The 26,318-nt window shown below is 72.2% G+C and carries 29 protein-coding genes; 10 read left to right on the forward strand and 19 right to left on the reverse strand.

What is annotated here, in order from left to right; all coding sequences use genetic code 11:
* The first annotated feature begins 65 nt into the window (after window positions 1-65).
* Window positions 66-470 carry an FAD synthase family protein gene (locus tag AC4MBH_RS04790; protein ID WP_491793207.1) on the forward strand — a complete coding sequence of 135 codons (405 nt, stop codon included), beginning with the start codon at window positions 66-68 and terminating at the stop codon, window positions 468-470.
* Window positions 471-794: 324 nt separating this feature from the next.
* Window positions 795-2,042, forward strand: a complete 1,248-nt coding sequence (locus AC4MBH_RS04795) for an MXAN_6640 family putative metalloprotease (protein ID WP_491794113.1) — start codon at window positions 795-797, stop codon at window positions 2,040-2,042.
* Here the strand turns inward: AC4MBH_RS04795 and AC4MBH_RS04800 are convergent.
* Entirely contained in the window at window positions 2,032-2,508 is a 477-nt protein-coding gene (locus AC4MBH_RS04800; RefSeq protein WP_491793208.1) for an SRPBCC family protein, read from the reverse strand. The genes AC4MBH_RS04795 and AC4MBH_RS04800 overlap by 11 nt on opposite strands.
* Before the next feature lie 62 nt (window positions 2,509-2,570).
* On the opposite strand from AC4MBH_RS04800, the gene AC4MBH_RS04805 reads away from it, so the two are divergent.
* Together AC4MBH_RS04805 and AC4MBH_RS04810 are read left to right on the forward strand one after the other, a co-directional pair.
* A complete protein-coding gene (locus AC4MBH_RS04805; RefSeq protein ID WP_491793209.1) occupies window positions 2,571-3,065 on the forward strand; it encodes an SRPBCC family protein in 495 nt (164 codons plus the stop codon).
* 15 nt (window positions 3,066-3,080) lie between these two features.
* On the forward strand, window positions 3,081-3,929 hold the full coding sequence (locus AC4MBH_RS04810; protein WP_491793210.1) for a DUF6910 family protein: 849 nt from the start codon (window positions 3,081-3,083) through the stop codon (window positions 3,927-3,929).
* Here the strand turns inward: AC4MBH_RS04810 and AC4MBH_RS04815 are convergent.
* A complete protein-coding gene (locus AC4MBH_RS04815; RefSeq protein WP_491793211.1) occupies window positions 3,907-5,715 on the reverse strand; it encodes a 3-hydroxyacyl-CoA dehydrogenase family protein in 1,809 nt (602 codons plus the stop codon). The genes AC4MBH_RS04810 and AC4MBH_RS04815 overlap by 23 nt on opposite strands.
* Before the next feature lie 43 nt (window positions 5,716-5,758).
* On the reverse strand, window positions 5,759-6,292 hold the full coding sequence (locus tag AC4MBH_RS04820) for a GNAT family N-acetyltransferase (protein WP_491793212.1): 534 nt from the start codon (window positions 6,290-6,292) through the stop codon (window positions 5,759-5,761).
* Between the two features lie 111 nt (window positions 6,293-6,403).
* Between AC4MBH_RS04820 and AC4MBH_RS04825 the strand changes: the two genes are divergently transcribed.
* The 4 genes from AC4MBH_RS04825 (at window position 6,404) to AC4MBH_RS04840 (ending at window position 8,580) form a co-directional block, all read left to right on the forward strand.
* Window positions 6,404-6,844, forward strand: coding sequence for a hypothetical protein (locus AC4MBH_RS04825; RefSeq protein WP_491793213.1), 441 nt, complete (start codon window positions 6,404-6,406; stop codon window positions 6,842-6,844).
* A 68-nt stretch (window positions 6,845-6,912) separates the two neighbouring features.
* Complete coding sequence (gene nucS / locus AC4MBH_RS04830) at window positions 6,913-7,602, forward strand: endonuclease NucS (protein ID WP_491793214.1); 690 nt, start codon at window positions 6,913-6,915, stop codon at window positions 7,600-7,602.
* A gap of 17 nt (window positions 7,603-7,619) precedes the next feature.
* A complete protein-coding gene (locus tag AC4MBH_RS04835) occupies window positions 7,620-8,234 on the forward strand; it encodes a DUF952 domain-containing protein (protein ID WP_491793215.1) in 615 nt (204 codons plus the stop codon).
* A 10-nt stretch (window positions 8,235-8,244) separates the two neighbouring features.
* Window positions 8,245-8,580: a hypothetical protein gene (locus AC4MBH_RS04840; protein WP_491793216.1), complete on the forward strand. Its 336-nt coding sequence runs from the start codon at window positions 8,245-8,247 to the stop codon at window positions 8,578-8,580.
* A 45-nt stretch (window positions 8,581-8,625) separates the two neighbouring features.
* Here AC4MBH_RS04840 and AC4MBH_RS04845 read toward each other — a convergent pair whose 3' ends face one another.
* From AC4MBH_RS04845 to AC4MBH_RS04865, 5 genes are all read right to left on the reverse strand, one after another.
* Window positions 8,626-9,468 carry an FAD-dependent oxidoreductase gene (locus tag AC4MBH_RS04845; RefSeq protein ID WP_491793217.1) on the reverse strand — a complete coding sequence of 281 codons (843 nt, stop codon included), beginning with the start codon at window positions 9,466-9,468 and terminating at the stop codon, window positions 8,626-8,628.
* Entirely contained in the window at window positions 9,465-9,992 is a 528-nt protein-coding gene (locus AC4MBH_RS04850) for a ferritin (RefSeq protein ID WP_491793218.1), read from the reverse strand. Before AC4MBH_RS04850 ends, AC4MBH_RS04845 begins: the two co-directional genes overlap by 4 nt.
* 38 nt (window positions 9,993-10,030) lie before the next feature.
* The gene (locus AC4MBH_RS04855; RefSeq protein ID WP_491793219.1) at window positions 10,031-10,225 is read right to left on the reverse strand and encodes a hypothetical protein; all 195 of its coding nucleotides are present in this window, start codon (window positions 10,223-10,225) and stop codon (window positions 10,031-10,033) included.
* Window positions 10,226-10,313: 88 nt separating this feature from the next.
* A complete protein-coding gene (locus AC4MBH_RS04860; protein WP_491793220.1) occupies window positions 10,314-12,335 on the reverse strand; it encodes a protein meaA in 2,022 nt (673 codons plus the stop codon).
* Window positions 12,336-12,404: 69 nt separating this feature from the next.
* Window positions 12,405-12,710, reverse strand: a complete 306-nt coding sequence (locus tag AC4MBH_RS04865; RefSeq protein ID WP_491793221.1) for an STAS domain-containing protein — start codon at window positions 12,708-12,710, stop codon at window positions 12,405-12,407.
* A 208-nt stretch (window positions 12,711-12,918) separates the two neighbouring features.
* Here AC4MBH_RS04865 and AC4MBH_RS04870 point away from each other — a divergent pair, with 208 nt between their 5' ends.
* Both AC4MBH_RS04870 and AC4MBH_RS04875 read left to right on the forward strand, forming a co-directional pair.
* Window positions 12,919-13,494 carry a cob(I)yrinic acid a,c-diamide adenosyltransferase gene (locus tag AC4MBH_RS04870; RefSeq protein WP_491793222.1) on the forward strand — a complete coding sequence of 192 codons (576 nt, stop codon included), beginning with the start codon at window positions 12,919-12,921 and terminating at the stop codon, window positions 13,492-13,494.
* Window positions 13,495-13,560: 66 nt separating this feature from the next.
* Complete coding sequence (locus tag AC4MBH_RS04875) at window positions 13,561-16,731, forward strand: DEAD/DEAH box helicase (RefSeq protein ID WP_491793223.1); 3,171 nt, start codon at window positions 13,561-13,563, stop codon at window positions 16,729-16,731.
* A gap of 12 nt (window positions 16,732-16,743) precedes the next feature.
* Here AC4MBH_RS04875 and AC4MBH_RS04880 read toward each other — a convergent pair whose 3' ends face one another.
* From AC4MBH_RS04880 to atpB, 11 genes are all read right to left on the reverse strand, one after another.
* Window positions 16,744-17,457 carry an alpha/beta fold hydrolase gene (locus AC4MBH_RS04880; RefSeq protein WP_491793224.1) on the reverse strand — a complete coding sequence of 238 codons (714 nt, stop codon included), beginning with the start codon at window positions 17,455-17,457 and terminating at the stop codon, window positions 16,744-16,746.
* Window positions 17,454-18,593 (reverse strand): MFS transporter, encoded by a 1,140-nt coding sequence (locus AC4MBH_RS04885; protein ID WP_491793225.1) that lies wholly within the window; start codon window positions 18,591-18,593, stop codon window positions 17,454-17,456. Before AC4MBH_RS04885 ends, AC4MBH_RS04880 begins: the two co-directional genes overlap by 4 nt.
* A 5-nt stretch (window positions 18,594-18,598) precedes the next feature.
* Window positions 18,599-19,039: a DUF2550 domain-containing protein gene (locus tag AC4MBH_RS04890; RefSeq protein ID WP_491793226.1), complete on the reverse strand. Its 441-nt coding sequence runs from the start codon at window positions 19,037-19,039 to the stop codon at window positions 18,599-18,601.
* A gap of 146 nt (window positions 19,040-19,185) precedes the next feature.
* Window positions 19,186-19,578, reverse strand: a complete 393-nt coding sequence (locus tag AC4MBH_RS04895) for a F0F1 ATP synthase subunit epsilon (RefSeq protein WP_491793227.1) — start codon at window positions 19,576-19,578, stop codon at window positions 19,186-19,188.
* A 1-nt stretch (window position 19,579) separates the two neighbouring features.
* Window positions 19,580-21,034 (reverse strand): F0F1 ATP synthase subunit beta, encoded by a 1,455-nt coding sequence (gene atpD / locus AC4MBH_RS04900; RefSeq protein ID WP_491793228.1) that lies wholly within the window; start codon window positions 21,032-21,034, stop codon window positions 19,580-19,582.
* Window positions 21,035-21,037: 3 nt separating this feature from the next.
* On the reverse strand, window positions 21,038-21,946 hold the full coding sequence (locus AC4MBH_RS04905; RefSeq protein ID WP_491793229.1) for a F0F1 ATP synthase subunit gamma: 909 nt from the start codon (window positions 21,944-21,946) through the stop codon (window positions 21,038-21,040).
* A gap of 2 nt (window positions 21,947-21,948) precedes the next feature.
* A complete protein-coding gene (gene atpA / locus AC4MBH_RS04910; protein WP_491793230.1) occupies window positions 21,949-23,580 on the reverse strand; it encodes a F0F1 ATP synthase subunit alpha in 1,632 nt (543 codons plus the stop codon).
* Between the two features lie 50 nt (window positions 23,581-23,630).
* Window positions 23,631-24,440, reverse strand: a complete 810-nt coding sequence (locus AC4MBH_RS04915; protein ID WP_491793231.1) for a F0F1 ATP synthase subunit delta — start codon at window positions 24,438-24,440, stop codon at window positions 23,631-23,633.
* A gap of 18 nt (window positions 24,441-24,458) precedes the next feature.
* The gene (locus AC4MBH_RS04920) at window positions 24,459-24,989 is read right to left on the reverse strand and encodes a F0F1 ATP synthase subunit B (protein ID WP_491794115.1); all 531 of its coding nucleotides are present in this window, start codon (window positions 24,987-24,989) and stop codon (window positions 24,459-24,461) included.
* Between the two features lie 44 nt (window positions 24,990-25,033).
* Window positions 25,034-25,225, reverse strand: coding sequence for an ATP synthase F0 subunit C (atpE, locus tag AC4MBH_RS04925; protein WP_491794117.1), 192 nt, complete (start codon window positions 25,223-25,225; stop codon window positions 25,034-25,036).
* A 117-nt stretch (window positions 25,226-25,342) separates the two neighbouring features.
* Window positions 25,343-26,170, reverse strand: coding sequence for a F0F1 ATP synthase subunit A (gene atpB, locus AC4MBH_RS04930; protein ID WP_491793232.1), 828 nt, complete (start codon window positions 26,168-26,170; stop codon window positions 25,343-25,345).
* Between the last annotated feature and the right edge of the window lie 148 nt (window positions 26,171-26,318).

The following is a 26,318-nucleotide window of genomic DNA, read 5'->3' on the forward strand; positions in this document are numbered from 1 at the left end:
CCACCCGGCGCGGCCGGGGTGTCGCATCCCCGGTCCCTGGCGCCCCTCGTGGAACACTGGCCCCCATGCCCGAGCCCCGTACCGTCATCACCTTCGGGACCTTCGACGTCTTCCACGTCGGCCACCTGAGGGTCATCGAGCGGGCCGCGGCCCTGGGCGACCGGCTGGTGGTCGGCGTCTCGGCCGACGCGCTCAACCTGCGCAAGAAGGGTCGCGAGCCGGTCTTCAGCCAGGACGAGCGGCTCGAGATCGTCGCGGCGCTCAAGCCGGTCGACGAGGTGTTCGTCGAGGAGAGCCTCGAGCTCAAGCGCGACTACATCCTCACCCACGGCGCCGACGTCCTGGTGATGGGCGACGACTGGGCCGGGCGCTTCGACGAGTTCCGGGACATCTGCGAGGTCGTCTACCTCACCCGCACGCCCGCGATCTCGACCACCGCCCTGATCGAGAAGATCTCCGCCTCGTCCTGACCGGTCCCCACCGGCCCCCCGACCGCCTCCTCTTCCCCGGAGCTGATCGTCATCCTTCCCCGTGCCCTGCTCGCCGCTGCCCTGCTGGCCGCCGCCCTGACGCTGCCGACCGCCGGCGCCGCACCGGCCGCACCGGCTGCCGGCGTCGGGTCCGCCGCGCCGGCGTCCGCCCGGGCGGAGTCCGACCCGCCCCTGGTCCGGGCCACCCGCCTCCTCCACGGTGAGGTCGCGCGCGACCGTCCGGAGGCGACCATCGCGCTGCGCGACCTCTTCCTGGCCCGGCCCACGCTGGGCGACCTCGGGGAGCAGTTCGCCGGCGGCCTGCTGGCCCGGCCGACCGACGGAGCGCAGGACCCGTTCGCCGACGGCTACTCCGCCCCCGCGACCCGTCGCTGCGGCACGCACGTCTGCGTCCACTGGGTACGCCGTGGCCCCGACGCCCCCGCGACGGCCGGCTGGCCCCGGGTGACGCTGCGGGTGATGGAGCGGGTGTGGCGACGCCACGTCGGGAGGCTCGGCTACCGCGCCCCGGCTCGCGACGGACGGCGCGGCGGCAACGCCAAGTTCGACGTCTACCTCAAGGACGTCGGCAGCCGGGGGCTCTACGGCTACTGCTCACCGGAGTCGCGGGTCGCCGGACGACCCAAGCAGGCCAAGGGCTTCTGCGTGCTCGACGACGACTTCGCGCGCACCCAGTTCGGCCGGGCCCCGGAGCAGACGCTGCGGGTGACCGCGGCGCACGAGTTCTTCCACGCCGTCCAGTTCGCCTACGACTTCACCGAGGACCCGTGGCTGCTGGAGTCGACCGCCACCTGGGTCGAGGAGCGCTTCGCCGACGACGTCGACGACAACCGCGCCTACCTGCGCTTCGGCCAGCTGGCCCGGCCCGGCGTCCCGCTCGACCTCTTCGAGACGACCGGTTACGCCCACTACGGCAACTGGACCTTCTGGGAGTTCCTCGGCCGCCGCTTCGGCCCCGAGGTCGTGCGCAAGGTCTGGGAGCGTGCCGGCACCGGGGGGACGCTGCCCGACGACCACTCGGCCACCGCCGTGCAGGAGGTGCTCGCCGTGCGCGGCGGGCTCCCCCGCTCCTTCGCGGCGTACGCCGCCGCCAACACGGCGCCGTCGCGGACCTACCCCGAGGGCGCGGTCTACCCCTCGGCACCGGTCGCCGAGCGACGACTCTCCGCAACCCAGCGCCGGACCAAGGTGCACGCCCGGATCGACCACCTCACCTCACGCTCGGTGCGCCTGCGCCCCGCCCGCTCGCTCACCCGCGGCTGGCGCCTGACCGTCAAGGTCGACGCGCCCGACCGGCGCCACGCGCCGGCGGCGCACCTGCTCGTGGAGCGGCGTGACGGACGCCTCCAGCAGCGCCGCATCCCGCTGACCCGCGGGGGGTTCGGCAAGGCGGTGGTGCGCTTCGGCGCCGGCTCGACGCGTGCGGTGACGGTGGCGCTGGCCAACGCCTCGACGCGCTACCGGTGCGACCGCGGCACCACCCTCGCGTGCCGCGGCACCTCGCTCGACCAGCGCCAGCCGTTCGTGCTCAAGGCGTTCGTCAGCCGCTGACGGCCGAGCCGTCGAGCCGCTCGCCGAGCCGGTCGAGGCACCGGTCGGCCATCCCCCGCCACATCCGGGCGAACGCCGGCATCACCGGTCGCCCGGCCGCGGTCGGCCGCAGCTCCCACGACCAGGTCACGCGGGTGCCCGCGCCATCGGGCTCGAAGGCCCACAGCCCGTCGACGCCGGCGACCAGCAGGCGCATCGGCCCGTGGACGTCCTCGAGCCGGTAGCCGAACCGTGCCGGCGCGTCGAGCACGGTGAGCACCTCGGTGGTGCGCCCGCCGTCGGAGAAGTGCAGCACCCGGCGCTGCCCGAGCTCCTGCGCCCACGGCCCCTCCTCGTCGACGCGGACGACGCCGGGGATGGCCAGGTAGCGACGGCCGAGCAGCTCGGGCAGCGGCGCCGGCGCCACCACGGCGTACGCCTGCGCCACCGGGACCGGGTAGGTACGGGCGCGCTCGAGGTGGGTCACGGGTCGCACGCTACCGACGCGCGAGGCTCCCCGGGAGGTGCCGCGGGTGACAGGATCGGTCCGTGACCGGACCCGAACCGACCCGCCTCGAGGCCACCCGCGTGATCGCGGCCCCTGCCGCCGACGTCTTCGCCGTCCTGTGCGACCCGCAGGGGCACGTGGCCATCGACTCCTCCGGCATGCTGCAGGGCGCCACCGGCGAGGTCGTCACCGCCGCCGGCGACTCCTTCGCGGTGCACATGGACCGCGAGGCCCTCAACGACTACCCCGAGATGGGTCGCTACGACGTGACGGTCACGATCGCCGACCTCGAGCCCGACCGCCACGTGTCGTGGACGATCCTCGGTCGGGTGCGCCCGCAGATCGGTCACGTCTTCGGCTACCGGCTCGAGCCCGACGAGTCCGGCGGCACTCGGGTCACGTCGTACTACGACTGGAGCGACATCCACCCCGACTGGGCCGCGATGGGGATCTTCCCGGTGCTGTCGGAGGGCGCGCTGCGCGCGACGCTCGGCATCCTCGACCGCACCGTGCGCCGCGGCTACCCCCGTGGCTGAGGGGCGCTGAGCACCGTGCACGTCACCGTCACCGACGTCTCCCGGCTGCAGTTCGACGACGGCACGCCCGTGCGGGCGGCCTCCGCGATCGCGCCGCTGGGCGACGGCTTCCTCGTCGTCCAGGACGACGCCACCCACGGCTGCCTGCTCGACCGGTCCGGCACGGCGAGCAGGCTGCGGCTGCTGCCCCCGGTCGAGGGCCACGACGTCTTCGCCGAGGACGCCGGCACCAAGCACCTCAAGCCCGACCTCGAGGCCGCCTGCGTGGTGCCCGACGGCGTGCTGCTGCTCGGCTCGGGCTCGACGCCGGCCCGGATGCGCACGGTGCTGGTGCGCCCCGACCTGAGCACCGTCGTCCACGACCGGTCCACGACGTACGCCGCGGTCGCGCGGGTGCTCGGGCTGCCGGCCGACGTGCTCAACCTCGAGGGCGCGTGCGTCGTCGACGGGAGGCTGCGGTGGTTCCAGCGCCGGCCGGCCGCGAGCGTCGACGTCGACCTGCCTGGGCTCGACCGGGTCGCCGACCCGCGTCCCGTCGACCTCGGTCGGGTCGACGGTGTCGACCTCGGCGTGACCGACGCCGTGGCGGTGCCCGGCGGGGTGCTGCTCGCGGCGGCGGCCGAGGACTCCCCCACCGCCTACGACGACGGCCCGGTGATGGCCTCGGCCCTGGTGCTGCTGCGCGACGGCGCCGACCCCGTGGTCGCACCCCTGCCCCACGTCGAGGGTCGGGTCGCCAAGGTCGAGGGCCTGGCGCTCGTCTCGTGGGACGACGGCGGCGGCACCGTGGTGGCGACCGTCGACGCCGACGACGCCGACGCCCCGTCGCTGCTGCTGGGGCTCAGCGTCGCGAGTAGTCCCTGAACCCGCGCTTGGTCTTGCGGCCCAGGTAGCCCGCGGTGACCAGGTGCTCGAGCAGCGGCGCCGGCGCGAAGCCGGGCTCGCGGAACTCCAGGTAGAGCTCGCGCTGGATGGCCAGCGACACGTCGTTGCCGACCACGTCGAGCAGCTCGAACGGCCCCATCGGCAGCGCGCAGCCCTGCTTCATCGCGATGTCGATGTCGTCGGCGGTGGCGTAGTGCGCCTCGAGCATCTTGACCGCGTCGTTGAGGTAGGGGAACAGCAGCGCGTTGACGATGAAGCCGGCCCGGTCACCGCACGAGACCGCCACCTTGCCGATCTCGGCGCACAGCGCCCGTGTGGTCTCGGTGACGTCGTCGTCGGTGGAGACCGTGGAGACCACCTCGACCAGCTTCATGACCGTCGCGGGGTTGAAGAAGTGCATCCCGACGACGTCCTGCGGACGGCTGGTGACCCGGGCCATCGAGATGATCGGCAGCGAGGAGGTCGTGGTCGCCAGGATGGCCCCCGGCTTGCAGATCTCGTCGAGGTTCTCGAACAGCGTCGTCTTGACCGTCAGGTCCTCGGCGATCGCCTCGACGACGAGGTCGACGGTGCGCAGGTCGTCGAGGGAGGTGGTGCCGGTGACGCGTCCGAGCACCTCGACCTTGGCGTCCTCGGTGCTCCGGCCGCGCTGGATCTGCTTGTCGAAGCTCTTGGTGATCGCGGCGACCACGCCGGCCACCTTGTCCTGGCTGCGCCCGACGTAGAGCACGTCGTGGCCGGCCTTGGCGAAGACCTCCACGATGCCCGAGGCCATCGTGCCGGTGCCGACGACGCCGACCTGGCGGATGTCGTGCTTGAGCTGCGGCGCCTCGTCGGGCGACGGTGTCTTGTCGTCGACGACGACGACCGGGCTGTCGGGGCCCTCGTAGGTGTAGAAGCCGCGGCCGGTCTTGCGACCGAGCAGGCCCGCGGTGACCATCTGCTTGAGGATCGGGGTGGGGGCGTGCAGCCGGTCGCGGCCCTGGCGGTACATCGTCTCGAGGATCTCGTACGCCGTGTCGAGGCCGATCAGGTCGAGCAGGGCCAGCGGGCCCATCGGGTAGCCGCAGCCGTGGCGCATGGCCGCGTCGATGTCCTCGCGGGAGGCGTACCGGCCCTCGAACATCGAGGCCGCGTGGTTGAGGTAGCCGAACAGCAGGGTGTTGGCGATGAACCCGGCCTTGTCGCCGCACACCACGGGGCTCTTGCCGAGGGTGCCGAGCAGCGCCTGCACGTCGTCGAGGACCGACGGCTCGGTGACCACCGTGCGCACGACCTCCACGAGGTCCTGCACCGGGGCGGGGTTGAAGAAGTGGACGCCGACGACCCGACCCGGAGCCGAGGTCGCCGTGGAGAGCTCGGTGACCGACAGCGAGGAGGTGTTGGTGGCCAGCACCGCGTCGGGGCCCACGACGCCGTCGAGCTCCTGGAAGATCGCCTTCTTGACCGGCATCGACTCCACGACGGCCTCGATGACCAGGTCGGCCGCGGCCAGGTCCTTCAGCTCGGTGGAGAAGGTGATCCGGCCCAGCAGCTCGGCCTGCTCGGCCTCGCTCATCTTCTCGCGCTTGACCGCCCGGTCGGTCGAGTGGGCGAGGTGCTGGCGCCCGCGCTCGACGCCCTCCTCGTTCTGCTCGACGCCGAGGACGGCGTACCCGTGCCGGGCGAAGACCTCGGCGATGCCGGCTCCCATGGTGCCGAGGCCGACGACGCCGATCGTGGAGAAGGTGCGGGCCGGGGCCCCGGACGCGGTGTTGCTGGTCATGGCGGGCATCCTGCCACGCGGCCCGGGAGCGCCGACGACATGTTCACTCACCGGTAACTTGGCGCTCCAGGCGACGCTCCATGACCACCCGGGCGCCCGGCTCGTCGAGGCCGAGCGCGCGCTCCCGCGCCCGCTGGTCGCGCTGGAACGGCTCGAGCCGGTCCGGGTCGACCTCGGCGAACCCGAGGCCGGCGTAGAACGGTCCGTTCCAGGGCACGTCGCGGTAGGTGGTCAGCGACATCCGGTCGTAGCCGGCCCACCGCGCCTCCTCCATGGCGGCCCGGACGAGCGCCGTCCCGATCCCCCGACGGCCGTACGACGGCAGCACCGAGAGCTGCTCGAGGTGGGCGTGCAGGTCGTGCGGGACGACGTGGGCGAACCCGACGAGGCGTCGGTCGTCGGCGGCCACCAGGAGGAAGCCCTGGCCGTCGCGCTCGGCCCCGCTCACGGCAGGTCCGGTCAGCGCCGGCACCACCCGGTCGCCGAAGTGCTCGGCGAACATCGGCGCGCCGGCGTCCTCGATCGCCGCGATCCGGCGCAGGTCGCTCGGGCGCGCCGGTCGGATCGCGATTGTCACGCCCGTCACTCTAGGTTCACCCCCCGTGTGGTGTAGGACGCGGCCACCCGGGCAAGGTTCGTGTTGCCGACGTCCGACCCGGACGCCGGGCACTCCCTGAGAGGACTCTCCATGCACCGTTCCCCCCTGCGCCGCCTCGCACCCGCGGCCCTCGGCGCCCTGTTCCTGACCGCGTCGCTGACCGCCTGCGGTGGCGGCCCCGGTGGTGACGCCCCCGAGGACGCCTCGCAGGAGGAGTTCTGCACCGCCCTGACCGACGAGAAGGGCTTGTTCGGCGCCGCGGGCGACCTCAACGCCGACGACGTCAACGCGTGGGCCGAGGACCTGGCCGAGGTCGGCACCCCCGAGGGCATCGACGGCGACGCCCGCAAGGGCTTCGAGGTCTTCGTCGACGAGCTCGCCGAGGCCGACGACTCCGACCTGGAGGAGGGCGCCGACGGCCCCAAGGTCAGCAAGGACGACGAGGAGAACGTCGAGAAGTTCGTGAGCAGCGGCCCGGTCACCGAGTGCATCGCCGGCAGCATCGAGGCCCCCACGGACGTCCCGTCCTGACCGGCTGAGGCTCCTCGACGTCGGGGGCAGCGGTGCGCCGCTGCCCCCGACGCGTAGATTCACCCCCCGTGAGACTCGTCGTCGCCCGCTGCCAGATCGACTACGCCGGACGGCTCACCGCCCACCTGCCGATGGCCACCCGGGTGCTGATGATCAAGGCCGACGGCTCGGTGCTCGTGCACTCCGACGGCGGCTCCTACAAGCCGCTGAACTGGATGAGCCCGCCGTGCACCCTGCGCGAGGGCACCACCGACGACGGCGCCGTTGAGTGGACGGTCGTGAGTCGGAGCACGCCGAAGGGGCCGGACGACACCCTGCGCATCCTCATCGAGGAGGTGCTGCACGACTCCTCCCACGACCTCGGCATCGACCCGGGCCTGCAGAAGGACGGCGTCGAGAAGCACCTGCAGGAGCTGCTCGCCGAGCACCCCGCGACCCTCGCCGAGGGCCTGACGCTCGTGCGCCGCGAGTTCCCCACCGCCATCGGTCCGGTCGACCTGATGTGCCGGGACGCCGCGGGTGCCAGCGTGGCGGTGGAGATCAAGCGCCGCGGCGAGATCGACGGCGTCGAGCAGCTGACCCGCTACCTCGAGCTGCTCAACCGCGACCCGCTGCTCGCCCCCGTCCGCGGCATCTTCGCCGCCCAGGAGATCAAGCCGCAGGCCCGGGTGCTGGCCACCGACCGGGGCATCGCCTGCGCGGTCGTCGACTACGACGCCCTGCGCGGCCTGGACGACCCCAGCCACCGCCTCTTCTGAGTCCCGCGACTGACGCCATGCGGATCTTCCACATCGCCACGGCGGCCGACTGGGAGGCGGCGCGGACCTCGGGCCGCTACACCACCTCGACGCGGGGGCGCACCCTGGCCGAGGAGGGCTTCATCCACGCCAGTCGCGGCGACCAGTGGCAGGACGTGCGGCGGCGCTGGTACGCCGACGTCACCGAGCCGCTGGTCCTGCTGGTCATCGACCCCGACCGCCTGCGCTCCCCCGTGGTCGACGAGCCGGTTCCCGGCTCGTCCGAGACGTTCCCGCACGTCTACGGACCCCTCGACGTCGAGGCCGTCGTGCGGACCATCCCCCTCGACCCGGCGGTCCCGGAGCCTGCGGAGCGCGGGCTTCGCGAGCCGGCGTCCGCCTCGCCGTCGTTCAGCCGGCTCTACCTGCAGGAGGTGTACCGCAGCGTGGCGCTGGCCGCGCTGGTGCTGGCGACGGTCGTCGTCGGCACGTCCGTCGGCCTGGTGGCCCACGAGGAGTGGGGTCCGCTCACCGGCGCGGCGGCCGGTCTGGCCCTCGGCGTGCTCGTGGCCCGCCACCTGTCCCGCCGCCTGTCCCGCCGCCTGTCCCGCCGCCTGTCCCGCCGCCTGTCCCGCCGCGACCCGGTCACGTAGGTTGTCGCCCTTGAACCCCAACGCCCGGCCCCGCACCCGCCGCCCGCTCCTGGCCCTCGTCACGGCGTCCGTCGTCCTCGCGACCACGCTCACCGCCTGCGGTGGCGACGGCCTGTACGACACCACCTGCGGCGAGCTGGAGGCCCTCTCGACCGACGAGCTGTTCGACACCCTCCAGGACGCCGCCGACGGCGACGGCAGCGACGAGGCGGTCGACGCCGCGGAGCAGCTCCGCAAGACCCCCGACGACCAGCGCCCCGAGGTCGCCCGCCGCATCGTCGAGGGCTTCTGCGAGGGCGAGGACGACGACACCACCCTCCGGGACACCGACCTCGGCTCCAGCTGATCCACGCTGACCCGTCGCACCTGTACGACGGGTCAGCGCGAGGTGTCAGCGCGGGGGGCCGACGAGGGCGGCGACGTCGTCGGCGCAGCCCCACGAGAGGGTCACACCTGAGCCGCCGTGGCCGTAGCAGTGCACGACCCGACCGTCCCGCTCGAGACGGACCTCGGGGCGGGTGGGTCGCAGGCCGACCTTGTGCCGCAGCACCCGGGCGTGCGCCAGGGCCGGCACCAGGGCCGAGGCGCGGCGCAGCACGTCGGCGGCGACCTCGGGCGACGGCGTACGGCTCCACTCGCCGACGTCGGCGGTGCCGCCGACGACCACCTCGCGCTCGCGCGGGACGACGTACGTCGGGCCGGCGGCGTCGAGCCAGAACCGGTCGAGGGTCACGCCGTCGACCACCACGACCTGGCCGGCGACCGGCACGACGGTGTGGTCGGCGCCGAGCAGCCGGGCCCCGAGCCCGGAGCAGTTGACGACGACGTCGTCGGGCCCGGCGGGGTCGGGCAACGACGAGAGGTTGAGGCGGGTCAGGGTGCCGCCGAGGCGCTCGACCGACGCGGCGAGCCACGGCAGGTAGCGCGGCATGTCGACGACGGGGGCGACGACCTCGCCCCGCTGGAGGTCGGTGCCGGGCAGGAGCCGCACCCCGTGGTCGCCGGAGGCGGTGGCGGCGACGTCGGCGAAGACCTGCTCCGACCGCGTCGTCCAGCGTCCGACGAGCTCGGTGGGACCGGCGCGGTAGGGGTGGACGACCGCCGCGGCCACCGCCGAGGTGGTCTCCAGCGGGAGGTCCCGGGCGACCACGTCGACCCGGTGGCCCTGCTCCAGGAGCCGGACCGCACAGGTCAGGCCGACGACGCCGGCCCCGACGACCAGCACCCGGCTCATGCGCTCCCGGCGACCCTCGGTGCGGTGGCGTCGGCGCCCTCGCCGCCCTGCTCGCGGGCGACGTAGTCCTCGATGTCGTCGATGTCGTCGGCGTTGCGGCGCACCACGGCGAGCAGGTCGCTCATCGTGGCGACCTCCTCGACCTGCTCCTTGATGAACCACTGCATGAACTGCTCGGAGGCGAAGTCGTACTCCTCGCGCGCGGTGCGCAGCAGCGCGTTGATCTGCTCGGTGACCCGCTTCTCCTGCGCCAGGGCGAGCTCGACGGGCGCCACGACGCTCTCGAACGACGACACCGGGGCGTCGACGCCGGGGATGACCACGTCGGCGTCGGTGTCGAGGAGGTACTGGACCATCATCATCGCGTGGTCGCGCTCCTCGAGCGCCTGGCCGTAGAACAGCGCGGCCATCTGCGGCATGGTGAGCGCGTCGTAGTGGACGGCGATCGCGACGTACTGGTTGTGGGCCGCGAGCTCGTTGCCGATCTGGGCGTTGAGCTGGTCGGCGAAGCGCTGTGCAACCACGGGGTGAACTCCTGTGTCGGGCGAGCCCGCACGCCGGGTCAGGCTGCGCGGACCAGCTTCTTCTTGGTGACCTTCTTGCCGTCGAGCCGGACGAGGTGACGGCGCTTGACGGTATACCCAGCCGGGAGGGTGCCCTCCTTGAGCATGCGCAGGGGGCAGCGGTCACACTTCTTGCGCGACTCGCAGCACTTCAGCTTCGGCAGCTTGGCCACCTGGCCGCTCTTCTTGCCCACGCCGGAGAGGCTAACACCCAGGTGAGGTTTGCCTTGCCTTGGTGTCACCGACGCCACAGCGCGGGCAGTGCAGGTGCCGGTGCAGGTCTCAGTCCAGCCCGTGCGCGGCGCGGATCACGTCGACGATGCCGCCCATGATCTCGGTGAGGCCGAAGTCCTTGGGCGTGTAGACCGCGGCGACGCCGGCCTGCTTGAGGCGGCGGGCGTCGGCGTCGGGGATGATCCCGCCGACGATCACGGGGACGTCGTCCAGCCCCGCGGCGCGCAGCCCCTCGAGCACCGAGGGCACCAGCTCCATGTGGCTGCCGGAGAGGATCGAGAGACCCACGCAGTGCACGTCCTCGGCGACCGCGGCACTGACGATCTGCTCGGGCGTGAGCCGGATGCCCTGGTAGACGACCTCGAAACCGGCGTCGCGGGCCCGCACGGCCACCTGCTCGGCGCCGTTGCTGTGCCCGTCGAGACCGGGCTTGCCGACGAGCAGCCGCAGCCGCCCGCCGAGCTCGTCGCCGGTGGCCTGGACGCGGTCGCGCACCGCGGTGAGCTCGGCGCCGGCCTCGGCGACGCCGACCGCGCCACTGACGCCGGTCGGTGCCCGGAACTCGCCGAACACCTCGCGCAGCGTGCCGGCCCACTCCCCCGTCGTCGCACCGGCGCGGGCGGCCTCCAAGGTGGCGGCCATCAGGTTGGTCTCGGTCCTGGCGTCGCGCGCCAGCCGCTCGAGCGCCGCCTGCACCGCGTCCTCGTCGCGCTGCTCCTTCCACGCGGCGACGGAGTCCAGCGCGGCCTGCTCGGCCTGGGGGTCGGCGGCCATGATGGCGCCGTCGAGGTCGGCGGTCAGCGGAGACGGCTCGGTGGTCTCGAACCGGTTGACGCCGACGATGATCTCGTCACCGTTCTCGATCCGGGCCCGCCGCGCGGAGTGGGCCGAGACCAGTGCCTGCTTCATGTAGCCGGACTCGACCGCCGCGATCGCCCCGCCCAGCGCCTGGACGCGGTCGATCTCGGCCCGGGCGCCCTCGGCCAGCTCGGCCACCTTGGCCTCGATGACGTGCGAGCCGGCGAAGATATCGTCGTACTCGAGCAGGTCGGACTCGAAGGCCAGCACCTGCTGCAGGCGCAGCGACCACTGCTGGTCCCAGGGCCGCGGCAGGCCGAGCGCCTCGTTCCAGGCCGGCAGCTGGACGGCGCGGGCCCGGGCGTCCTTGGACAGCGTGACGCCGAGCATCTCCAGCACGATCCGCTGCACGTTGTTCTCGGGCTGCGCCTCGGTCAGGCCGAGGGAGTTGACCTGGACGCCGTAGCGGAACCGGCGCATCTTGGGGTCCTGGACGCCGTAGCGCTCGCGGGTGATCTCGTCCCACAACCGGACGAAGGCCCGCATCTTGCAGGTCTCCTCGACGAAGCGGACGCCGGCGTTGACGAAGAAGGAGATCCGGCCGACGACCTTCTCGAAGTCGTCCTCGGAGACCTGGCCGGAGGCCCTGACCTGGTCGAGGACGGCGATCGCGGTGCACAGCGCGTAGGCGAGCTCCTGGGTGGGCGTCGCGCCGGCCTCCTGCAGGTGGTAGCTGCAGATGTTGATCGGGTTCCACTTCGGGATCTCGTGGACCGTGTAGGCGATCATGTCGCCGATCAGCCGCAGGGAGTGCTGCGGCGGGAACACGTACGTCCCGCGCGAGAGGTACTCCTTGATGATGTCGTTCTGGGTCGTGCCCGCGAGCTGGTGGGCGACCTCCGACGGCTCGAGGTCGGGGTTCTGCTCCTCGGCGGCGACCTGGTACATCGCCAGCAGCCACATCGCGGTGGCGTTGATGGTCATCGACGTGTTCATCCCGGTCAGCGGGATGTCGTCGAAGAGCCGGCGCATCTCGCCGAGGTGCGGCACCGGGACGCCGACCTTGCCGACCTCGCCGCGCGAGAGCGGCGAGTCGGGGTCGTAGCCGGTCTGCGTCGGGAGGTCGAAGGCGACCGAGAGCCCGGTCTGACCCTTGGCCAGGTTGGTGCGGTAGAGCGCGTTGGACGCCGCGGCGGTCGAGTGCCCGGCGTACGTCCGCATCACCCAGGGCCGGTCCTTGGTGGGCCGCTCGGCTCGCTCGGTCTCCGTCATGGCCGGAAGCCTAGGACGGCGGTTACGCGTTGGTAACCTGTCTCGGAGTGGGATATCCGACAGTGCGCGTCAGGCGGTGACGGCCTCGCGCTCGACCGCGACCACCCGGATCAGGTGCGTCATGTGCAGCAGGCGGCGGACGGGGCCGTTGCAGCCGCGCAGGGTCAGGCGGTGGCCCTGACGCACGGCCTGTCGCGAGGCGGCGCCGAGGACCCGGAGCGCGGTGACGTCGACCGAGCCGACGGCGGTGAGGTCGACCACGACGCGCTCGTGCACCGCGAGCAGCTCGTAGATCGCGGCGCGGACCTCCCGCGTGCTGCGCACGTCGAAGTCCCCGGTCAGCACCAGGGTGGACCCGTCGGTGTGAATGTCCACGTCGGCTCCTCCTGTTGCGCTCCGTGTACTGACTATGACGCTCTCAACCTCTCCCAGGTTGCACCTGAGGGCCAACGAATTCCGGCAGGTCCCCGGGCGAGTCCCGGGGAGTCCCCGACCTGCCCCCAGGGGAACCCGGCGCCGGCACCGGCCGGCACGGGCCAGCACCGTCCGAGGACCCCGGGACGGGGCTCGCTACTGTGCCCGCATGGTCAACCTCACCCGGATCTACACCCGCACCGGCGACGGCGGCGAGACACGGCTCGGGGACATGAGCGTCACCACCAAGAACGACCCGCGCCTGCACGCCTACGCCGATGTCGACGAGGCCAACGCGCACCTCGGGCTGGCGGTCGCCACCGGCGGCCTCGACGACGACGTGGTCGCCGTGCTGACCCACGTGCAGAACGACCTGTTCGACGTCGGTGCCGACTTCTGCACCCCGGTCGTGCCCGACCCCGAGTTCCCGCCGCTGCGGGTCACCCAGGACTACGTCGACCGCCTCGAGGGCTGGTGCGACCACTACAACGAGCCGCTGGCGGCCCTGCGCTCGTTCATCCTCAACGGCGGTACCCCCGGCGCCGCGCACCTCCACGTCAGCCGCACGGTCGTGCGTCGGGCCGAGCGCTCGGCCTGGGCGGCGTACGACGTCCACGGCGAGACCATGAACGTGCTCGCCATCACCTACCTCAACCGGCTCTCCGACCTGGTGTTCATCCTCGCCCGGCACGCCAACCGCGAGCGCGGCGACGTGCTGTGGGTGCCGGGCGGCGAGCGGGGCTGAGCCCGTCCTCCTGGTCCACCGGCCACCTGTGGAGAGACCCTCGGACCGTCGGTGCCCCGTGCCACGATGGACGAGGTCATGAACATCCTCCGTCGTCTCACCCCCAGCGAGGTCTCGCGGCACTTCGCCCACGACACGATGCTGCGCGCCCGCGGCTACGCCGGCGGGCAGGCGGTCGAGCGGCCCCAGGTCGGCGACCTCACCGCGAGCACGGTCACCGCCTCCGCCGAGGTGCGCGGCTCCGACTCCCGCCCCTACGTCGTGCGCCTGCGGGCCTCCGAGCACGACGACGTGCTGTCCATCGCGACCACCTGCACCTGCCCGATCCAGTTCCAGTGCAAGCACGGCGCGGCGCTGGCCCTCGACCTGGGGGCGATGTTCTCCGCACCGGCCGCGATGAGCTGGGAGCAGCAGCTGGCCGAGCTGGTCGGCGACCTCGCCGACCTGGCCCCGCCCGAGACCGACCCGGTGCCGCTGGCGCTGCAGGTGAGCTGGGACGAGGGCCGCGGCCACCGCGTCTACTACCAGACCGGCCCGCTGCTGCGGCTGCGACCGATGCGGCCGGGCAAGAAGACGAGCTGGATCAAGTCCGGCATCACCTGGAGCACGATCCCGGGCGCGAGCCAGCGCCAGGAGCACGAGCCGCGCCAGCTCGAGGTCCTCAAGGCGCTGCACTCGGCCCTCGAGCGCCACGGCGGCTACTGGTACGCCGGTCGCGAGCCCACCATCGGCGACTTCGGCCCCGACGTGGTGCCGCTGCTGCTCGAGGCGCAGGCGGTCGGCATCCCGCTGCTGCTCCAGCACCTCACCGCCCTGCACCTGGTCGAGAAGCCGGTCGAGCTGCGCGCCGACGTCGGCACCACCGCCGACGGGCCGCAGGTCGCGGTCGGCCTCGACCACGAGGGTCGGCTGTGGCACGGCGCCGAGGTCGCGCTGTGGGGCGACCCGGCCCACACCGCCCTGCTCGACCACGGTGACGGCGAGCTCACCCTCGCGCGGCTCGGACGACGCCTGGGTCGCGGCCCGGCGCGGGTCCTCACCGGCAAGCCCCTGGTGCTGCCGGCCGAGGCCACCGACCGGCTGCCCGACGAGCTGGCCTCGCTGCGCCGGCTGCTGCCGCTGGGGTCGCGCGACGGCACGGTCGAGGTGCCCGACGCCGTCGCCCCGCGGCTGCGGCTGACGGTCCGGTGGGCCACCGCCGACGCCGCCACCCTGGTGTGGGAGTGGGTCTACGGCGAGCAGGTCGTCGGCTTCGACGCCGACGCGCCCGTCCGCGACCGCCGCGCCGAGCGCGAGGTGGTCGCGCGACTGCCCGAGCCGCCCACGCCGCAGCGCCGCGAGGTCAGCGGCGTCGACGTCCTCTCCCTGTCCCTGCTCGAGCTGCCCGTGTGGCGCGACTGCGACGACGTCGAGGTCGTCGAGGTCGACCCGCCCGAGTTCCGCGAGACCGACGCGGCGCCCGTGATCGGCTTCGAGTCCCCGGCCGACGACGACGGCTCCACCGACTGGCTCGACCTGTGGGTGACCATCCGGGTCGACGGCGAGGCGGTGCCGCTGGCCGCCGTGCTGGCCGCCCTCACCCTCGACGAGGAGCACGTCGTCCTGCCGAGCGGGCTGTTCTTCCGCGCCGACCGTCCCGAGTTCGCGCGCCTGCACTCCCTCGTGCGGGCGGCCGCCGAGCTGCGCGAGCCCGACGGCGACCACATCAGCGTCGGCACCCACGACCTCGGGCTGTGGGCCCAGCTCGCCGAGATCGGCGTCGTCGACGCCCAGGCCGAGGAGTGGGTACGCCGCGCCCAAGCGCTGCGCGACCTCACCGACATCCCGCGACCCGAGCCCACCGGCGTCGTCTCGACCCTGCGGTCCTACCAGCGCGACGGCTTCCACTGGCTGGCGCTGCTGTGGGAGCACGGCCTCGGCGGCATCCTCGCCGACGACATGGGGCTCGGCAAGACGCTCCAGGTGCTGGCCCTGGTGGCCCACACGCGGGCCGCGACCGACAAGCCGTTCCTCGTCGTGGCACCCACCAGCGTGGTCTCGGCCTGGGCCACCGAGTCCGCCCGGCACACCCCCGGGCTCCGGGTCCGCACCGTGACGGCGTCGGGGGCGCGCCGCGGCGAGACCATCGCCGAGATCGCCGCCGACGCCGACGTCGTGGTCACCAGCTACACCTTGCAGCGGCTCGAGACCGCGGCCTACGCCGACGTCACCTGGGCCGGTCTGGTGCTCGACGAGGCCCACCAGCTCAAGAACCACCAGAGCAAGACCTACTCCTCCGTGCGCCGGGTCGAGGCGCCGTTCCGCCTCGCCGTCACCGGTACGCCGTTCGAGAACCGCCTGCTCGAGCTGTGGTCACTGCTCTCGATCGTCACGCCCGGCATCTACCCGCAGCCGCGGGCATTCACCGACCACGTCGTGCGCCCGGTGGAGAGGCAGGGCGACGACCAGGCGCTGCAGCGCTTCACCCAGCGGATCAAGCCGTTCCTGCTGCGGCGCACCAAGGAGCTGGTGGCCGCCGACCTGCCGCCCAAGCAGGAGCAGGTGCTGCAGGTCGAGCTCCACCCCCAGCACCGCAAGCTCTACGACACCCACCTCGCCCGCGAGCGCCAGCGCATCCTCGGCCTGGTCGACGACTTCGACGGCAACCGGATCGCGATCCTGGCGGCCCTCACCAAGCTCCGCCAGCTCGCCCTCGACCCCGCCCTGGTCGACCCCGCCCACGACGCGGCCGCCTCCGCCAAGACCGACGTGCTGGTCGAGCACGTCGTCGAGCTGGTCGCCGAGGGCCACCGCGCACTGGTCTTCAGCACGTTCACCGGCTTCCTGCGGCGCGTCCGCGACCGCCTCACCGAGGCCGGCATCCCCACCTCCTACCTCGACGGCACCACCACCCGGCGCGCCGAGGTGATCCAGGAGTTCCGCGACGGCGCCGCCCCGGTGTTCCTGATCAGCCTCAAGGCCGGGGGCGTGGGGCTCACCCTCACCGAGGCCGACTACGTCTTCGTCCTCGACCCGTGGTGGAACCCCGCCGCCGAGGCCCAGGCCGTCGACCGGGCGCACCGGATCGGCCAGACCCGGTCGGTGATGGTCTACCGGCTCGTCTCGACCGACACCATCGAGGACAAGGTGATGGAGCTCAAGGCCCGCAAGGCCGAGCTGTTCGCCCGGGTGATCGACGGCGACGGCGCCGCGTCGCAGTCCATCACCGCCGACGACATCCGGGCGCTGTTCGACTAGGGGCCCACCGGCCTACGGCTGGTCGAGCACCGTCCCGACGAACGCGAGCACCGCCTCGGCGAACGCCTCGGGCTGGTCGAGGTTGACGACGTGCGCGGCGCCGGGCACCACCCGCACCTGGGCGTGCGGGCAGGCGCGCAGGAACGTGCGCACGCCGAGCCGGAACTGGTCGAAGCGCCCGTTGAGGAACAGCACCGGGCACCGCACCCCGTGCAGCATCGACGGGCGGCAGTGGGTCATCACCTCGCGCCAGGCGTCGGCGGTCGGCGCGAAGTAGTAGCCACCGGCGATCACGGGCTCGATCAGCTCGGCGGGGTAGACCCGGCGCAGCAGCCGGTCGTTGAAGCGCGTCATCCGCGCGGGGCCGATCCGGTCGGTGAGCGCGGCGACCCCGCGGTACGCCGCCGCCCCCGGCCCCACGGGGACGGCGGTGCAGCCGGCCAGCACCAGGCCGTCGAGCGACGAGGCGTGCCGGGCTGCGTGGGCCATGGCGACGTAGCCGCCGAGGGAGTGCCCCACGAGCACCGTGGGGCCGGGCGACGCCGTGACGGCCTCCTGCACGACCTCGACGCAGCGGTCGAGCGTGAACCGCTCCCCCGCCCGCGTGCCGTGCCCCGGCAGGTCGACCAGCACCACGTCGACCGCTTGCTCGAGCAGCGCGACCTGCGGCAGCCACTGGCTGCTCGCCAGTCGCGAGCCGTGGACCAGGACGACCCGGGGTCTCATCGGCCCACCGGCACGGGTCGGCGGGCGGCGAGCACCAGGCCCACCGCCGGCAGCATCAGCAGGGCGACGGCCTGGAGCGACTCGAGCGTGCCGATCCGGTCGCCGAGCGCACCCAGCAGCGGCGGACCACCGAGGAAGGCGGCGTAGCCGACCGTCGAGACGACGCTGAGCCGGGCGGCGGCCCGCGCCGGGTCGTCGGCCGCGGCGCTCATCCCGACCGGGAACCCGAGCGACGCGCCGAGCCCCCAGACCAGGCACCCGAGCCCGACCACCGGCCAGGTGCCGCCGTGCACGACGAGCAGCACGCCGCCGGCCACCAGCGCCGCACTCGCCCACAGCGTCGGCACCCGGCCCCAGCGGTCGAGCACCACCGGGCCGCCGAGGCGCCCGAGCGTCATCGCCGTGACGAACACCGCGTAGCCGGCGACGCCCACCCACGCCGCGGTGTCGTAGCCGTCGACGAGCGCGAGCGCGAGCCAGTCGTTGGCCGACCCCTCGGCCACGGCGAAGGTCAGCACCATCAGCCCGACCAGGACGGTGCGTGGCTCGAGCCACGCCCGGGCCGCGCCGGTGGGGCCCTCGGACGGCGTGGTCGGCAGGAAGCCCCGGGTCGCCGCCACCACGGGAGGTACGGCGAGCACCGCCAGCACCGGCAGGTGCACGGCCAGCGGCACGTCGAGCCGCACGACGAGCACGCCGAGCAGCGCTCCGAGGACCGTGCCGAGGCTGAAGCCGGCGTGGAACCGGGGCATCACGGTGCGGCCGAGCCGGCGCTCCACCTCGGCGCCCTCGACGTTCATCGCGACGTCCCACGCCCCGACGCCGGCGCCGTAGACGAACAGGCCGACGGCGGTGACCGCCACCGAGCCGACGACGTCGGCGCCCAGGGCCGCCACGACGAGTCCGAGCACGTCGAGCGCGGCTCCCCCGCGCACCACGGTCGCCGCTCCCCAGCGGTCGACCAGCGCGCCCGTGGTCGGCAGCGCCACCAGCGACCCCGCCGCGATGGTGAGCAGCAGCAGGCCCAGACCGGTGTTGTCGAGGTCCAGGCCGGCCCGCAGGTCGGGGACGCGCGCGACGAGGGAGGCGAACAGGAGCCCGTTGAGGGCGAAGACGACGGCGACCCGGGACGTCACGACGGCTAGCGGTTCCAGTCCGTGCCCGGTGGCCGGGCCTCGAGCCAGGACTGGAAGCCGGTCAGCGAGGCCGCGGACATCGCCAGCTCCACCTCACCGGACGGCGAGTGACAGCGGATCACCACGTGGTCGGGGTAGAGCGACATCTGCTCGGCGCCCAACGGCTCGCGGCGTCCGTCGTAGCTGAGCGACTCACGCGCCCAGGACCGCTTCGGGCGCGGGGCGAGCGAGAACACCCGGAACCACTCGAGGGTCTCGCCGGAGTAGCGTCCGACGCCCAGCACCCAGCCGCGTCCGTCCGCCGAGGGCTGGACCCGGTGACCGAGCTCGAAGACGCCGCCGTGGCGGGCGATGAGGCGCCGGCGCACGACGAGCGCCAGGCCGTAGACGAGCAGCGCCAGCAGGAGCGCTCCGGCGACGTCGATGACCCACTGCCACCACGCCATCGGTTCTGCTCGCTCCTCGTCGTCCGGGAGCGATCACCCTAGGGCATCGGACCGGGGGGTCCCGTACACGGGTCCGGCGCCGCCCAGCCGCATCGCGGCCGGACGGCGCCGGGTCGTCCAGGGGGGACGGTCGGGGCCCGAGGTGACTAGGCCCCGGCGCGCTCGACCGCCAGGATGCGGGCCTCGTGCTGGCGGATCAGCTCCTCGTCGAGCTGCTCGGCCGTGCGGAGCTCGCCGAGCTCGGCGCGGATCGCGTGCTCGTCGATCTCCTCGGCGAGGATCGCCCGCGGGGAGAGGATGGAGACCCGGTCGTCGGCGACGGAGATGAAGCCACCGTCGACCGCCGCGACGATCTTCTCCTTGCCCTCGCCGGTGATCTCCACGACCGCCTCGGTGAGCAGCGACAGCAGGGGCGCGTGCCCCCGCAGGATGCCGACGTCGCCCTCGACGGTCCGGGCGATCACCCGCGTGGCCTCCCCGGACCAGACGGTCCGGTCGGCCGAGACCAGCTCGACCGTCAAGACGCCTGACTCGGCCATGTCAGAGGCTCTTCTGGATCTCGGCCCACCTGGCCTCGACGTCGTCGAGACCACCACACATGAAGAACGCCTGCTCGGCGACGTGGTCGTACTCGCCGTCGGCGATCTTGTTGAACGCCTCGACCGTCTCGGCCACCGGCACCGTGGAACCCTCGATGCCCGTGAACTGCTTGGCCACGTAGGTGTTCTGCGAGAGGAAGCGCTGGATGCGGCGCGCCCGGCTCACGATGACCTTGTCCTCCTCGGACAGCTCGTCGACACCGAGGATCGCGATGATGTCCTGCAGCTCCTTGTTGCGCTGGAGGAGCTGCTTGATCCGGATCGCGCAGTCGTAGTGCGCCTGGCCGATGTACTCGGCCGAGAGGATCCGCGAGGTCGACGTCAGCGGGTCGACGGCCGGGTAGATGCCGAGCGAGGCGATCTCGCGCGAGAGCTCGGTGGTGGCGTCGAGGTGGGCGAACGTCGTGGCCGGCGCGGGGTCGGTGTAGTCGTCGGCCGGCACGTAGATCGCCTGCAGCGAGGTGATCGAGTGACCGCGCGTCGAGGTGATCCGCTCCTGGAGCGTGCCCATCTCGTCGGCCAGGTTGGGCTGGTAGCCCACCGCAGACGGCATCCGGCCGAGCAGGGTCGAGACCTCGGACCCGGCCTGGGTGAACCGGAAGATGTTGTCGATGAACAGGAGCACGTCCTGCTGCTGCACGTCGCGGAAGTACTCCGCCATCGTCAGCGCCGACAGCGCGACCCGCAGGCGGGTGCCCGGCGGCTCGTCCATCTGGCCGAAGACGAGCGCGGTCTGGCCGAGGACGCCGGCCTCCTCCATCTCGACGATCAGGTCGTTGCCCTCGCGGGTGCGCTCACCGACACCGGCGAACACCGACACGCCGCCGTGGTCCTTGGCGACGCGGGCGATCATCTCCTGGATCAGCACGGTCTTGCCGACGCCGGCACCACCGAACAGGCCGATCTTGCCGCCCTGCACGTAGGGGGTCAGCAGGTCGATGACCTTGATGCCCGTCTCGAACATCTGGGTCTTGGCCTCGAGCTGGTCGAACGCCGGGGCCTTGCGGTGGATGCCCCACCGCTCCTGGGGCTCGAACGACTCACCCTCCTCGAGGTTGAGCACGTCGCCGGTGGCGTTGAAGACCCGGCCGAGGGTCGCGTCGCCGACCGGCACCATGATCGGGTTGCCGGTGTCGGTGACGAGGCCGCCACGGACCAGGCCGTCGGTCGGCTTCAGCGAGATCGCGCGGACCATGCCGTCACCGATGTGCTGAGCCACCTCCAGCGGCAGCGTCGTGGTCTCGCCGAGGAGCGTGACGTCGACCTCGAGCTTGTTGTAGATCTCGGGCATGGCGTCGATGGGGAACTCGACGTCCACCACCGGGCCGATGACGCGAGCGATCCGTCCGGTGCCGGCGCTGCCGGTCTCCGGAGACTTGTCGAGCGTTGCGGTCATGGTCTACTCACTCCCTGCGTTCGCATCGGCGAGCGCGTTCACGCCACCGACAATCTCACTGATTTCCTGGGTGATGCCGGCCTGGCGTGCCTGGTTGGCGATCCGGGTGTACTTCTTGATGAGCTCTTCGGCGTTGTCGGTGGCCGACTTCATCGCCCGCTGGCGGGCCGCGAGCTCGGACGCCGCCGCCTGCAGCAGGGCGAAGAACACCCGGCTGCGCACGTACTGCGGGAGCAGCCCGTCGAGCACGGCCTCGGGGGACGGCTCGAACTCGTAGAGCGGCAGGATGCCGGTCTGCTGCTCGACGACCTCGAGGGGCAGCAGGCGCACGGCGGTCGGCTCCTGGACCAGCATCGAGCGGAACCGGGTGTAGACGACGTGCACCTCGTCGACACCGTGGCCCTCGGCGCCGTCCGAGGCGTCGGCGAGGAAGGCGTCGATCAGCGCGCGGCCGACCTCCTCCGCGACGTCGTAGGACGGCTGGTCGGAGAACCCGGTCCACGAGCGCACGACCGGCCGTTGCCGGAACCGGAAGTAGGCCTCGCCCTTGCGCCCGCAGATGTAGGTGTCGATCTCCTTGCCCTGCGAGCGCAGCCGCTCGGCGAGCCGCTCGGACTCCTTGAGCACGCTCGCGGAATAGGCACCGGCCAGACCGCGGTCACTGGTCACGACGAGGATGGCGGCCCGCTTGGGGTCGTCGCTCTCGGTGGTCAGCGGGTGGTCGACGTTGGAGTAGGTCGCCACCGCGGTGACGGCCCGGGTGAGCTCGCGAGCATAGGGAGCGGCGGCCTGGGCCCGCTGCTGCGCCTTGATGATGCGGGACGCAGCGATGAGCTCCATGGCGCGCGTGATCTTCTTGGTCGACTCGACCGACTTGATCCGCGCACGGTACTCACGCAGCGAGAGGGCCATCCCTAGCTCCGCTTCTGCTTGACGACCGTCTCGTGCTCCTCGGACTCCAGCGCCTCGGCCTGCGGCTCGTGGCCCGGCTTGACGGTCTTGCCGTCGGAGGCCTCGAACTGCTGGAGGAAGGAGTCGAAGGCGTCGGTAAGACCGGCCTCGTCCTCGAACTTCGTGGTCTCGCGGATCGCGGCCAGGATGCCCTCGTGCGAGCGGCGCAGGTAGTCGAGGAACTCGCTCTCGAAGCGCAGCACGTCGTCGACCGCGACCTTGTCGAGGCGGCCGGTGGTGCCGAGCCACAGCGCGACGGTCATGTCCTCGAGCGGGTACGGCGAGTAGGCCGGCTGCTTGAGGAGCGCCATCAGCCGCTGACCGCGGTCGAGCTGCTGGCGCGAGGCCGCGTCGAGGTCGGAGGCGAACATCGCGAACGCCTCCATCGCGCGGAACTGCGCCAGGTCGACCTTCAGCGAGCCGGTGACCGCCTTCATCGCCTTGGTCATCGCGGCGCCACCGACGCGCGAGACCGAGACGCCGACGTCGATCGCGGGACGCTGGTTGGCGGCGAAGAGGTCGGACTGCAGGAAGATCTGGCCGTCGGTGATCGAGATGACGTTGGTCGGGATGAAGGCCGAGACGTCGTTGGCCTTGGTCTCGATCATCGGCAGGCCCGTCATCGAGCCGGCACCCAGCTCGTCGGAGAGCTTGGCGCAGCGCTCGAGCAGCCGGCTGTGCAGGTAGAACACGTCACCGGGGTAGGCCTCGCGGCCCGGCGGGCGACGCAGCAGCAGCGACACGGCGCGGTAGGCCTCGGCCTGCTTGGTGAGGTCGTCGAAGACGATCAGGACGTGCTTGCCGTCGTACATCCAGTGCTGGCCGATGGCCGAACCGGTGTAGGGGGCGAGGTACTTGAAGCCCGCACTGTCGGACGCCGGCGAGGCGACGATGGTGGTGTACTCCAGGGCGCCGGAGGCCTCGAGGGCGCCGCGGACGGCGGCGATGGTCGAGCCCTTCTGGCCGATCGCGACGTAGATGCAGCGGACCTGCTTGGACGGGTCGCCGGTCTCCCAGTTCTGCTTCTGGTTGATGATCGTGTCGATCGCGATCGTCGACTTGCCGGTGGCGCGGTCGCCGATGATGAGCTGGCGCTGGCCGCGGCCGATCGGGGTCATCGAGTCGATGGCCTTGATGCCGGTGGCGAGCGGCTCGTGCACCGACTTGCGCATCATCACCGAGGGCGCCTGCAGCTCGAGCGCGCGGCGGTCGGTCGACTCGATGTCGCCCAGGCCGTCGATCGGGGTGCCGAGCGGGTCGACGACGCGGCCGAGGAAGTTGTCACCCACGGGGACCGAGAGGACCTCGCCGGTGCGCCGCACCGTCTGCCCCTCCTCGATCTTGTCGAAGTCACCGAGGACGACGACACCGATCTCGCGGGTGTCGAGGTTGAGCGCGAGACCACGGGTGCCGTCCTCGAACTCGAGGAGCTCGTTGGCCATGCAGGAGGGCAGGCCGCTGACGCGGGCGATGCCGTCGCCCGCGGTCGCCACGTGGCCGACCTCTTCCTTGCTGCTGGCGTCCGGCTTGTAGTCGGCGACGTACTTCTGCAGGGCGTCGCGGATGTCCTCCGGACGGATCGAGAGCTCCGTCATCGTTTCCTTCTCTCTTGGATCTGTACGTCGTACGTCGTGGATGGTGGTGGTCAGCCGGCGATGCGGCGGCGAGCGTCGTCGAGCTTGCTGGACACGGTGCCGTCGATGACGTCGTCACCGATCTCGACACGGATGCCGCCGAGCACGGTCGGGTCGACCAGCAGGTTGAGGTGCACCGGGTGGCCGTACTGCGCCGAGAGGACCGCGGCCAGGCGGGTGGCCTCGTCCTCGGTGAGCTCTCGCGCGACGCGGACGGTGGCCACGCCCTCCTGCTGCACCTCGGCCGCGATCTTCTGGTAGTCGGTCAGGGCCGCCGAGACGGTGCGGTAGCTGCCGGAGACCGCCTGCTCGGCCAGCGTCACCGTCGACGGCAGCGCCCTGCCCCCGAGGATGCCGCCGATGAGCACGGCCTTGTCCTCGGTGGTCCGGGCGGGGTCGGCGAGGGCGTCGCGCAGCTCCGGGTTGGTGCTGACGGCCTGGGACCAGGCGAACAGCTCGTCGGCCAGGCGGTCCGACTCGGGACCGGCGGCCTTGACCAGCGTGATCACGCTGAGCTGCTCGAGCACGTCGGCGAGGTCGCGGGTCTTGGTCCACCGACGGCCGACGGCCGTGGCGAGCAGGTCGAGAGCACCGTCGCCGACCTTGCCGCCGAAGACCTCCCGCACGAGGCCCTGCTTGGCCTCGGTCGGGACCGAGCCGTCGGTCGCGAACCGGCGCAGCGCACCCTCGCCGCGCAGGGTGGCGGCGATGGTGAACAGGTCGTCGGCGAGCCGGGCGCCGGCCTCACCGGAGCCGAGGTGCGTCCCCAGCTCGTCGGTGAGTACGGCGAGTGCCTCGGCCGAGGCTCCGCGCAGGTCCATCGTGTCCCTCTCGTCTGACTAGTTCTGGGCCGGCGTGCCGGCCTCGAGGTCGGCCAGGAACCGCTCGACCACCCGGCTCTGCCGGTCGTCGTCGTCGAGGCTCTCCCCGACGATACGTCCGGCCAGCGTGGTGGCCAGCGTGCCGACCTCGGACCGCAGCGAGGTGACGGCCTGCTGGCGCTCCGCCTCGATCTGCGTCTTGCCGTGCTCCACGATGCGGTTGGCCTCCGACTGCGCCTGCTCGCGCATCTCGGCGATGATCACCGCACCCTGCTCGCGGGCCTCCTCGCGGATGCGAGCGGCCTCGTGCCGGGCGTCGGCGAGCTGCTTGTCGAGCTCGGCGAGCTTGGCGTCGGCCTCGGCCTGCTTGGTCTCGGCCGCGGCCAGACCGCCCTCGATCGCCTTGGTGCGCTCGGCGTAGGCCGCCTCGAAGCTGGGGACGACGAACTTGGCGATCGCGAAGACGACCAGGCCGAAGACCACGAGCCCGATCACGATCTCGACCGGGTGCGGGATGAGCGGGTTGAGCTCCTCCGCCATCACGGTCAGCTGCGGAACCATGCGGTTGCCTCCTGTGGTCGCGACGGGCTCGGCTACGGCTGCAGCACGAACGAGAGCGCGACGCCGATGATGAACAGCTGCTCGGCGAGCACGAAGCCCAGGATGGCGATCGAGCGAAGCTTGCTCTCGGCCTCGGGCTGGCGGGCCACACCGCTGACGAACGCGGCGAAGATCAGGCCGATGCCGATACCAGGACCGATCGCGGCAAGGCCGAGACCGACCATGTTGAGGGTACCCAGCTCCACGGGATTTCCTTTCGTTGTGACGCCGCACTCGCGGGCGTCAGGCTTGTGGGGTGGTGCGGTGCTGCGGTGCTGCAGGTGGTGCGGTGGTGGGACGGATCAGTGCTCGTCGGCGAGCGCGAGCCCGATGTACATCGCGACGAGCAGGGTGAAGACGTAGGCCTGGAGGAACATGATCAGCAGCTCGAGGAAGCTGATCAGGATCGCCATCACCCAGGAGATGATGCCGCCGACGATGCCGACCACCCCGCCGTACTCGAAGAAGAGGTGCTCACCACCCAGGGAGAACACCAGCAGCAACAGGTGCCCGGCGAACATCGTGGCGAACAGACGCAGGGTGAGCGTCGCCGGCCGGACGATGATGTTGGAGAAGAACTCCAGCGGGACCAGGATCAGCAGGATCGGGCCGCGCAGCCCACCGGGCATGGTCTGCAGCTTGAGGTAGCCGAGGAACCCGTGGCGCCTGATGCCGGCGACGTTGTAGACCACCCACGCGACCAGCGCGATCGCGATCACGTAGCCGATGCGGGACATCGGCGGGAACTGCACGAACGGGATGAGCCCGTAGTAGTTGTTCACCAGGACGAAGAGGAACAGGGCGAACAGGTAGGGCACGTACTTCATCGCGTCGTGGGCGTTGATGTTCTCGCGCACGATGCTGTTGCGCACGAACCCGTAGACGGCCTCGCCGGCGAACTGCGCGCGGCCGGGGACGACCGCCGCCTTGCGCGACATCAGGTAGAAGGCCCCCACGATGATCAGCGAGGAGAGCACCACGAGCACCATGGGCTTGGTGACGCCGCTCATCTGCGACTGCCCGAAGAACTCGAAGTGGCCGCTGCCGAAGATGGCGGGCAGGTCGAAGTCGCCTGGTCCGGGCGGCGTGAACGGCTCCTGCGAAACCAGGGCCGTGTGCATGCCGGTCATCGCTTCTCCTGTGTCGTGGTCGCCATGGGTGGGATGAGGTGTGCTCGTGGTCGATCAGCCGGAGCTGTGGTGTCCGGTGGGACGGGACGACCACACCGGCCACCGCGTCGAGAAGCGCCGCGCCAGCGCCCGGTCACTGTCGTGCCAC

The sequence above is a fragment of the Nocardioides sp. WJ219 genome, assembly GCF_058559815.1.

Bases quoted from the DNA above. Each gene is read 5' to 3' on its own strand.
- AC4MBH_RS04790 (WP_491793207.1), top strand. From the start codon at position 66: ATGCCCGAGCCCCGTACCGTCATCACCTTCGGGACCTTCGACGTCTTC.
- AC4MBH_RS04815 (WP_491793211.1), bottom strand. From the start codon at position 5,715: ATGACCAGCAACACCGCGTCCGGGGCCCCGGCCCGCACCTTCTCCACG.
- AC4MBH_RS04825 (WP_491793213.1), top strand. From the start codon at position 6,404: ATGCACCGTTCCCCCCTGCGCCGCCTCGCACCCGCGGCCCTCGGCGCC.
- AC4MBH_RS04835 (WP_491793215.1), top strand. From the start codon at position 7,620: ATGCGGATCTTCCACATCGCCACGGCGGCCGACTGGGAGGCGGCGCGG.
- AC4MBH_RS04845 (WP_491793217.1), bottom strand. From the start codon at position 9,468: ATGAGCCGGGTGCTGGTCGTCGGGGCCGGCGTCGTCGGCCTGACCTGT.
- AC4MBH_RS04860 (WP_491793220.1), bottom strand. From the start codon at position 12,335: ATGACGGAGACCGAGCGAGCCGAGCGGCCCACCAAGGACCGGCCCTGG.
- AC4MBH_RS04870 (WP_491793222.1), top strand. From the start codon at position 12,919: ATGGTCAACCTCACCCGGATCTACACCCGCACCGGCGACGGCGGCGAG.
- AC4MBH_RS04875 (WP_491793223.1), top strand. From the start codon at position 13,561: ATGGACGAGGTCATGAACATCCTCCGTCGTCTCACCCCCAGCGAGGTC.
- AC4MBH_RS04880 (WP_491793224.1), bottom strand. From the start codon at position 17,457: ATGAGACCCCGGGTCGTCCTGGTCCACGGCTCGCGACTGGCGAGCAGC.
- AC4MBH_RS04890 (WP_491793226.1), bottom strand. From the start codon at position 19,039: ATGGCGTGGTGGCAGTGGGTCATCGACGTCGCCGGAGCGCTCCTGCTG.
- AC4MBH_RS04895 (WP_491793227.1), bottom strand. From the start codon at position 19,578: ATGGCCGAGTCAGGCGTCTTGACGGTCGAGCTGGTCTCGGCCGACCGG.
- atpD (WP_491793228.1), bottom strand. From the start codon at position 21,034: ATGACCGCAACGCTCGACAAGTCTCCGGAGACCGGCAGCGCCGGCACC.
- AC4MBH_RS04905 (WP_491793229.1), bottom strand. From the start codon at position 21,946: ATGGCCCTCTCGCTGCGTGAGTACCGTGCGCGGATCAAGTCGGTCGAG.
- atpA (WP_491793230.1), bottom strand. From the start codon at position 23,580: ATGACGGAGCTCTCGATCCGTCCGGAGGACATCCGCGACGCCCTGCAG.
- AC4MBH_RS04915 (WP_491793231.1), bottom strand. From the start codon at position 24,440: ATGGACCTGCGCGGAGCCTCGGCCGAGGCACTCGCCGTACTCACCGAC.
- atpE (WP_491794117.1), bottom strand. From the start codon at position 25,225: ATGGTCGGTCTCGGCCTTGCCGCGATCGGTCCTGGTATCGGCATCGGC.
- atpB (WP_491793232.1), bottom strand. From the start codon at position 26,170: ATGACCGGCATGCACACGGCCCTGGTTTCGCAGGAGCCGTTCACGCCG.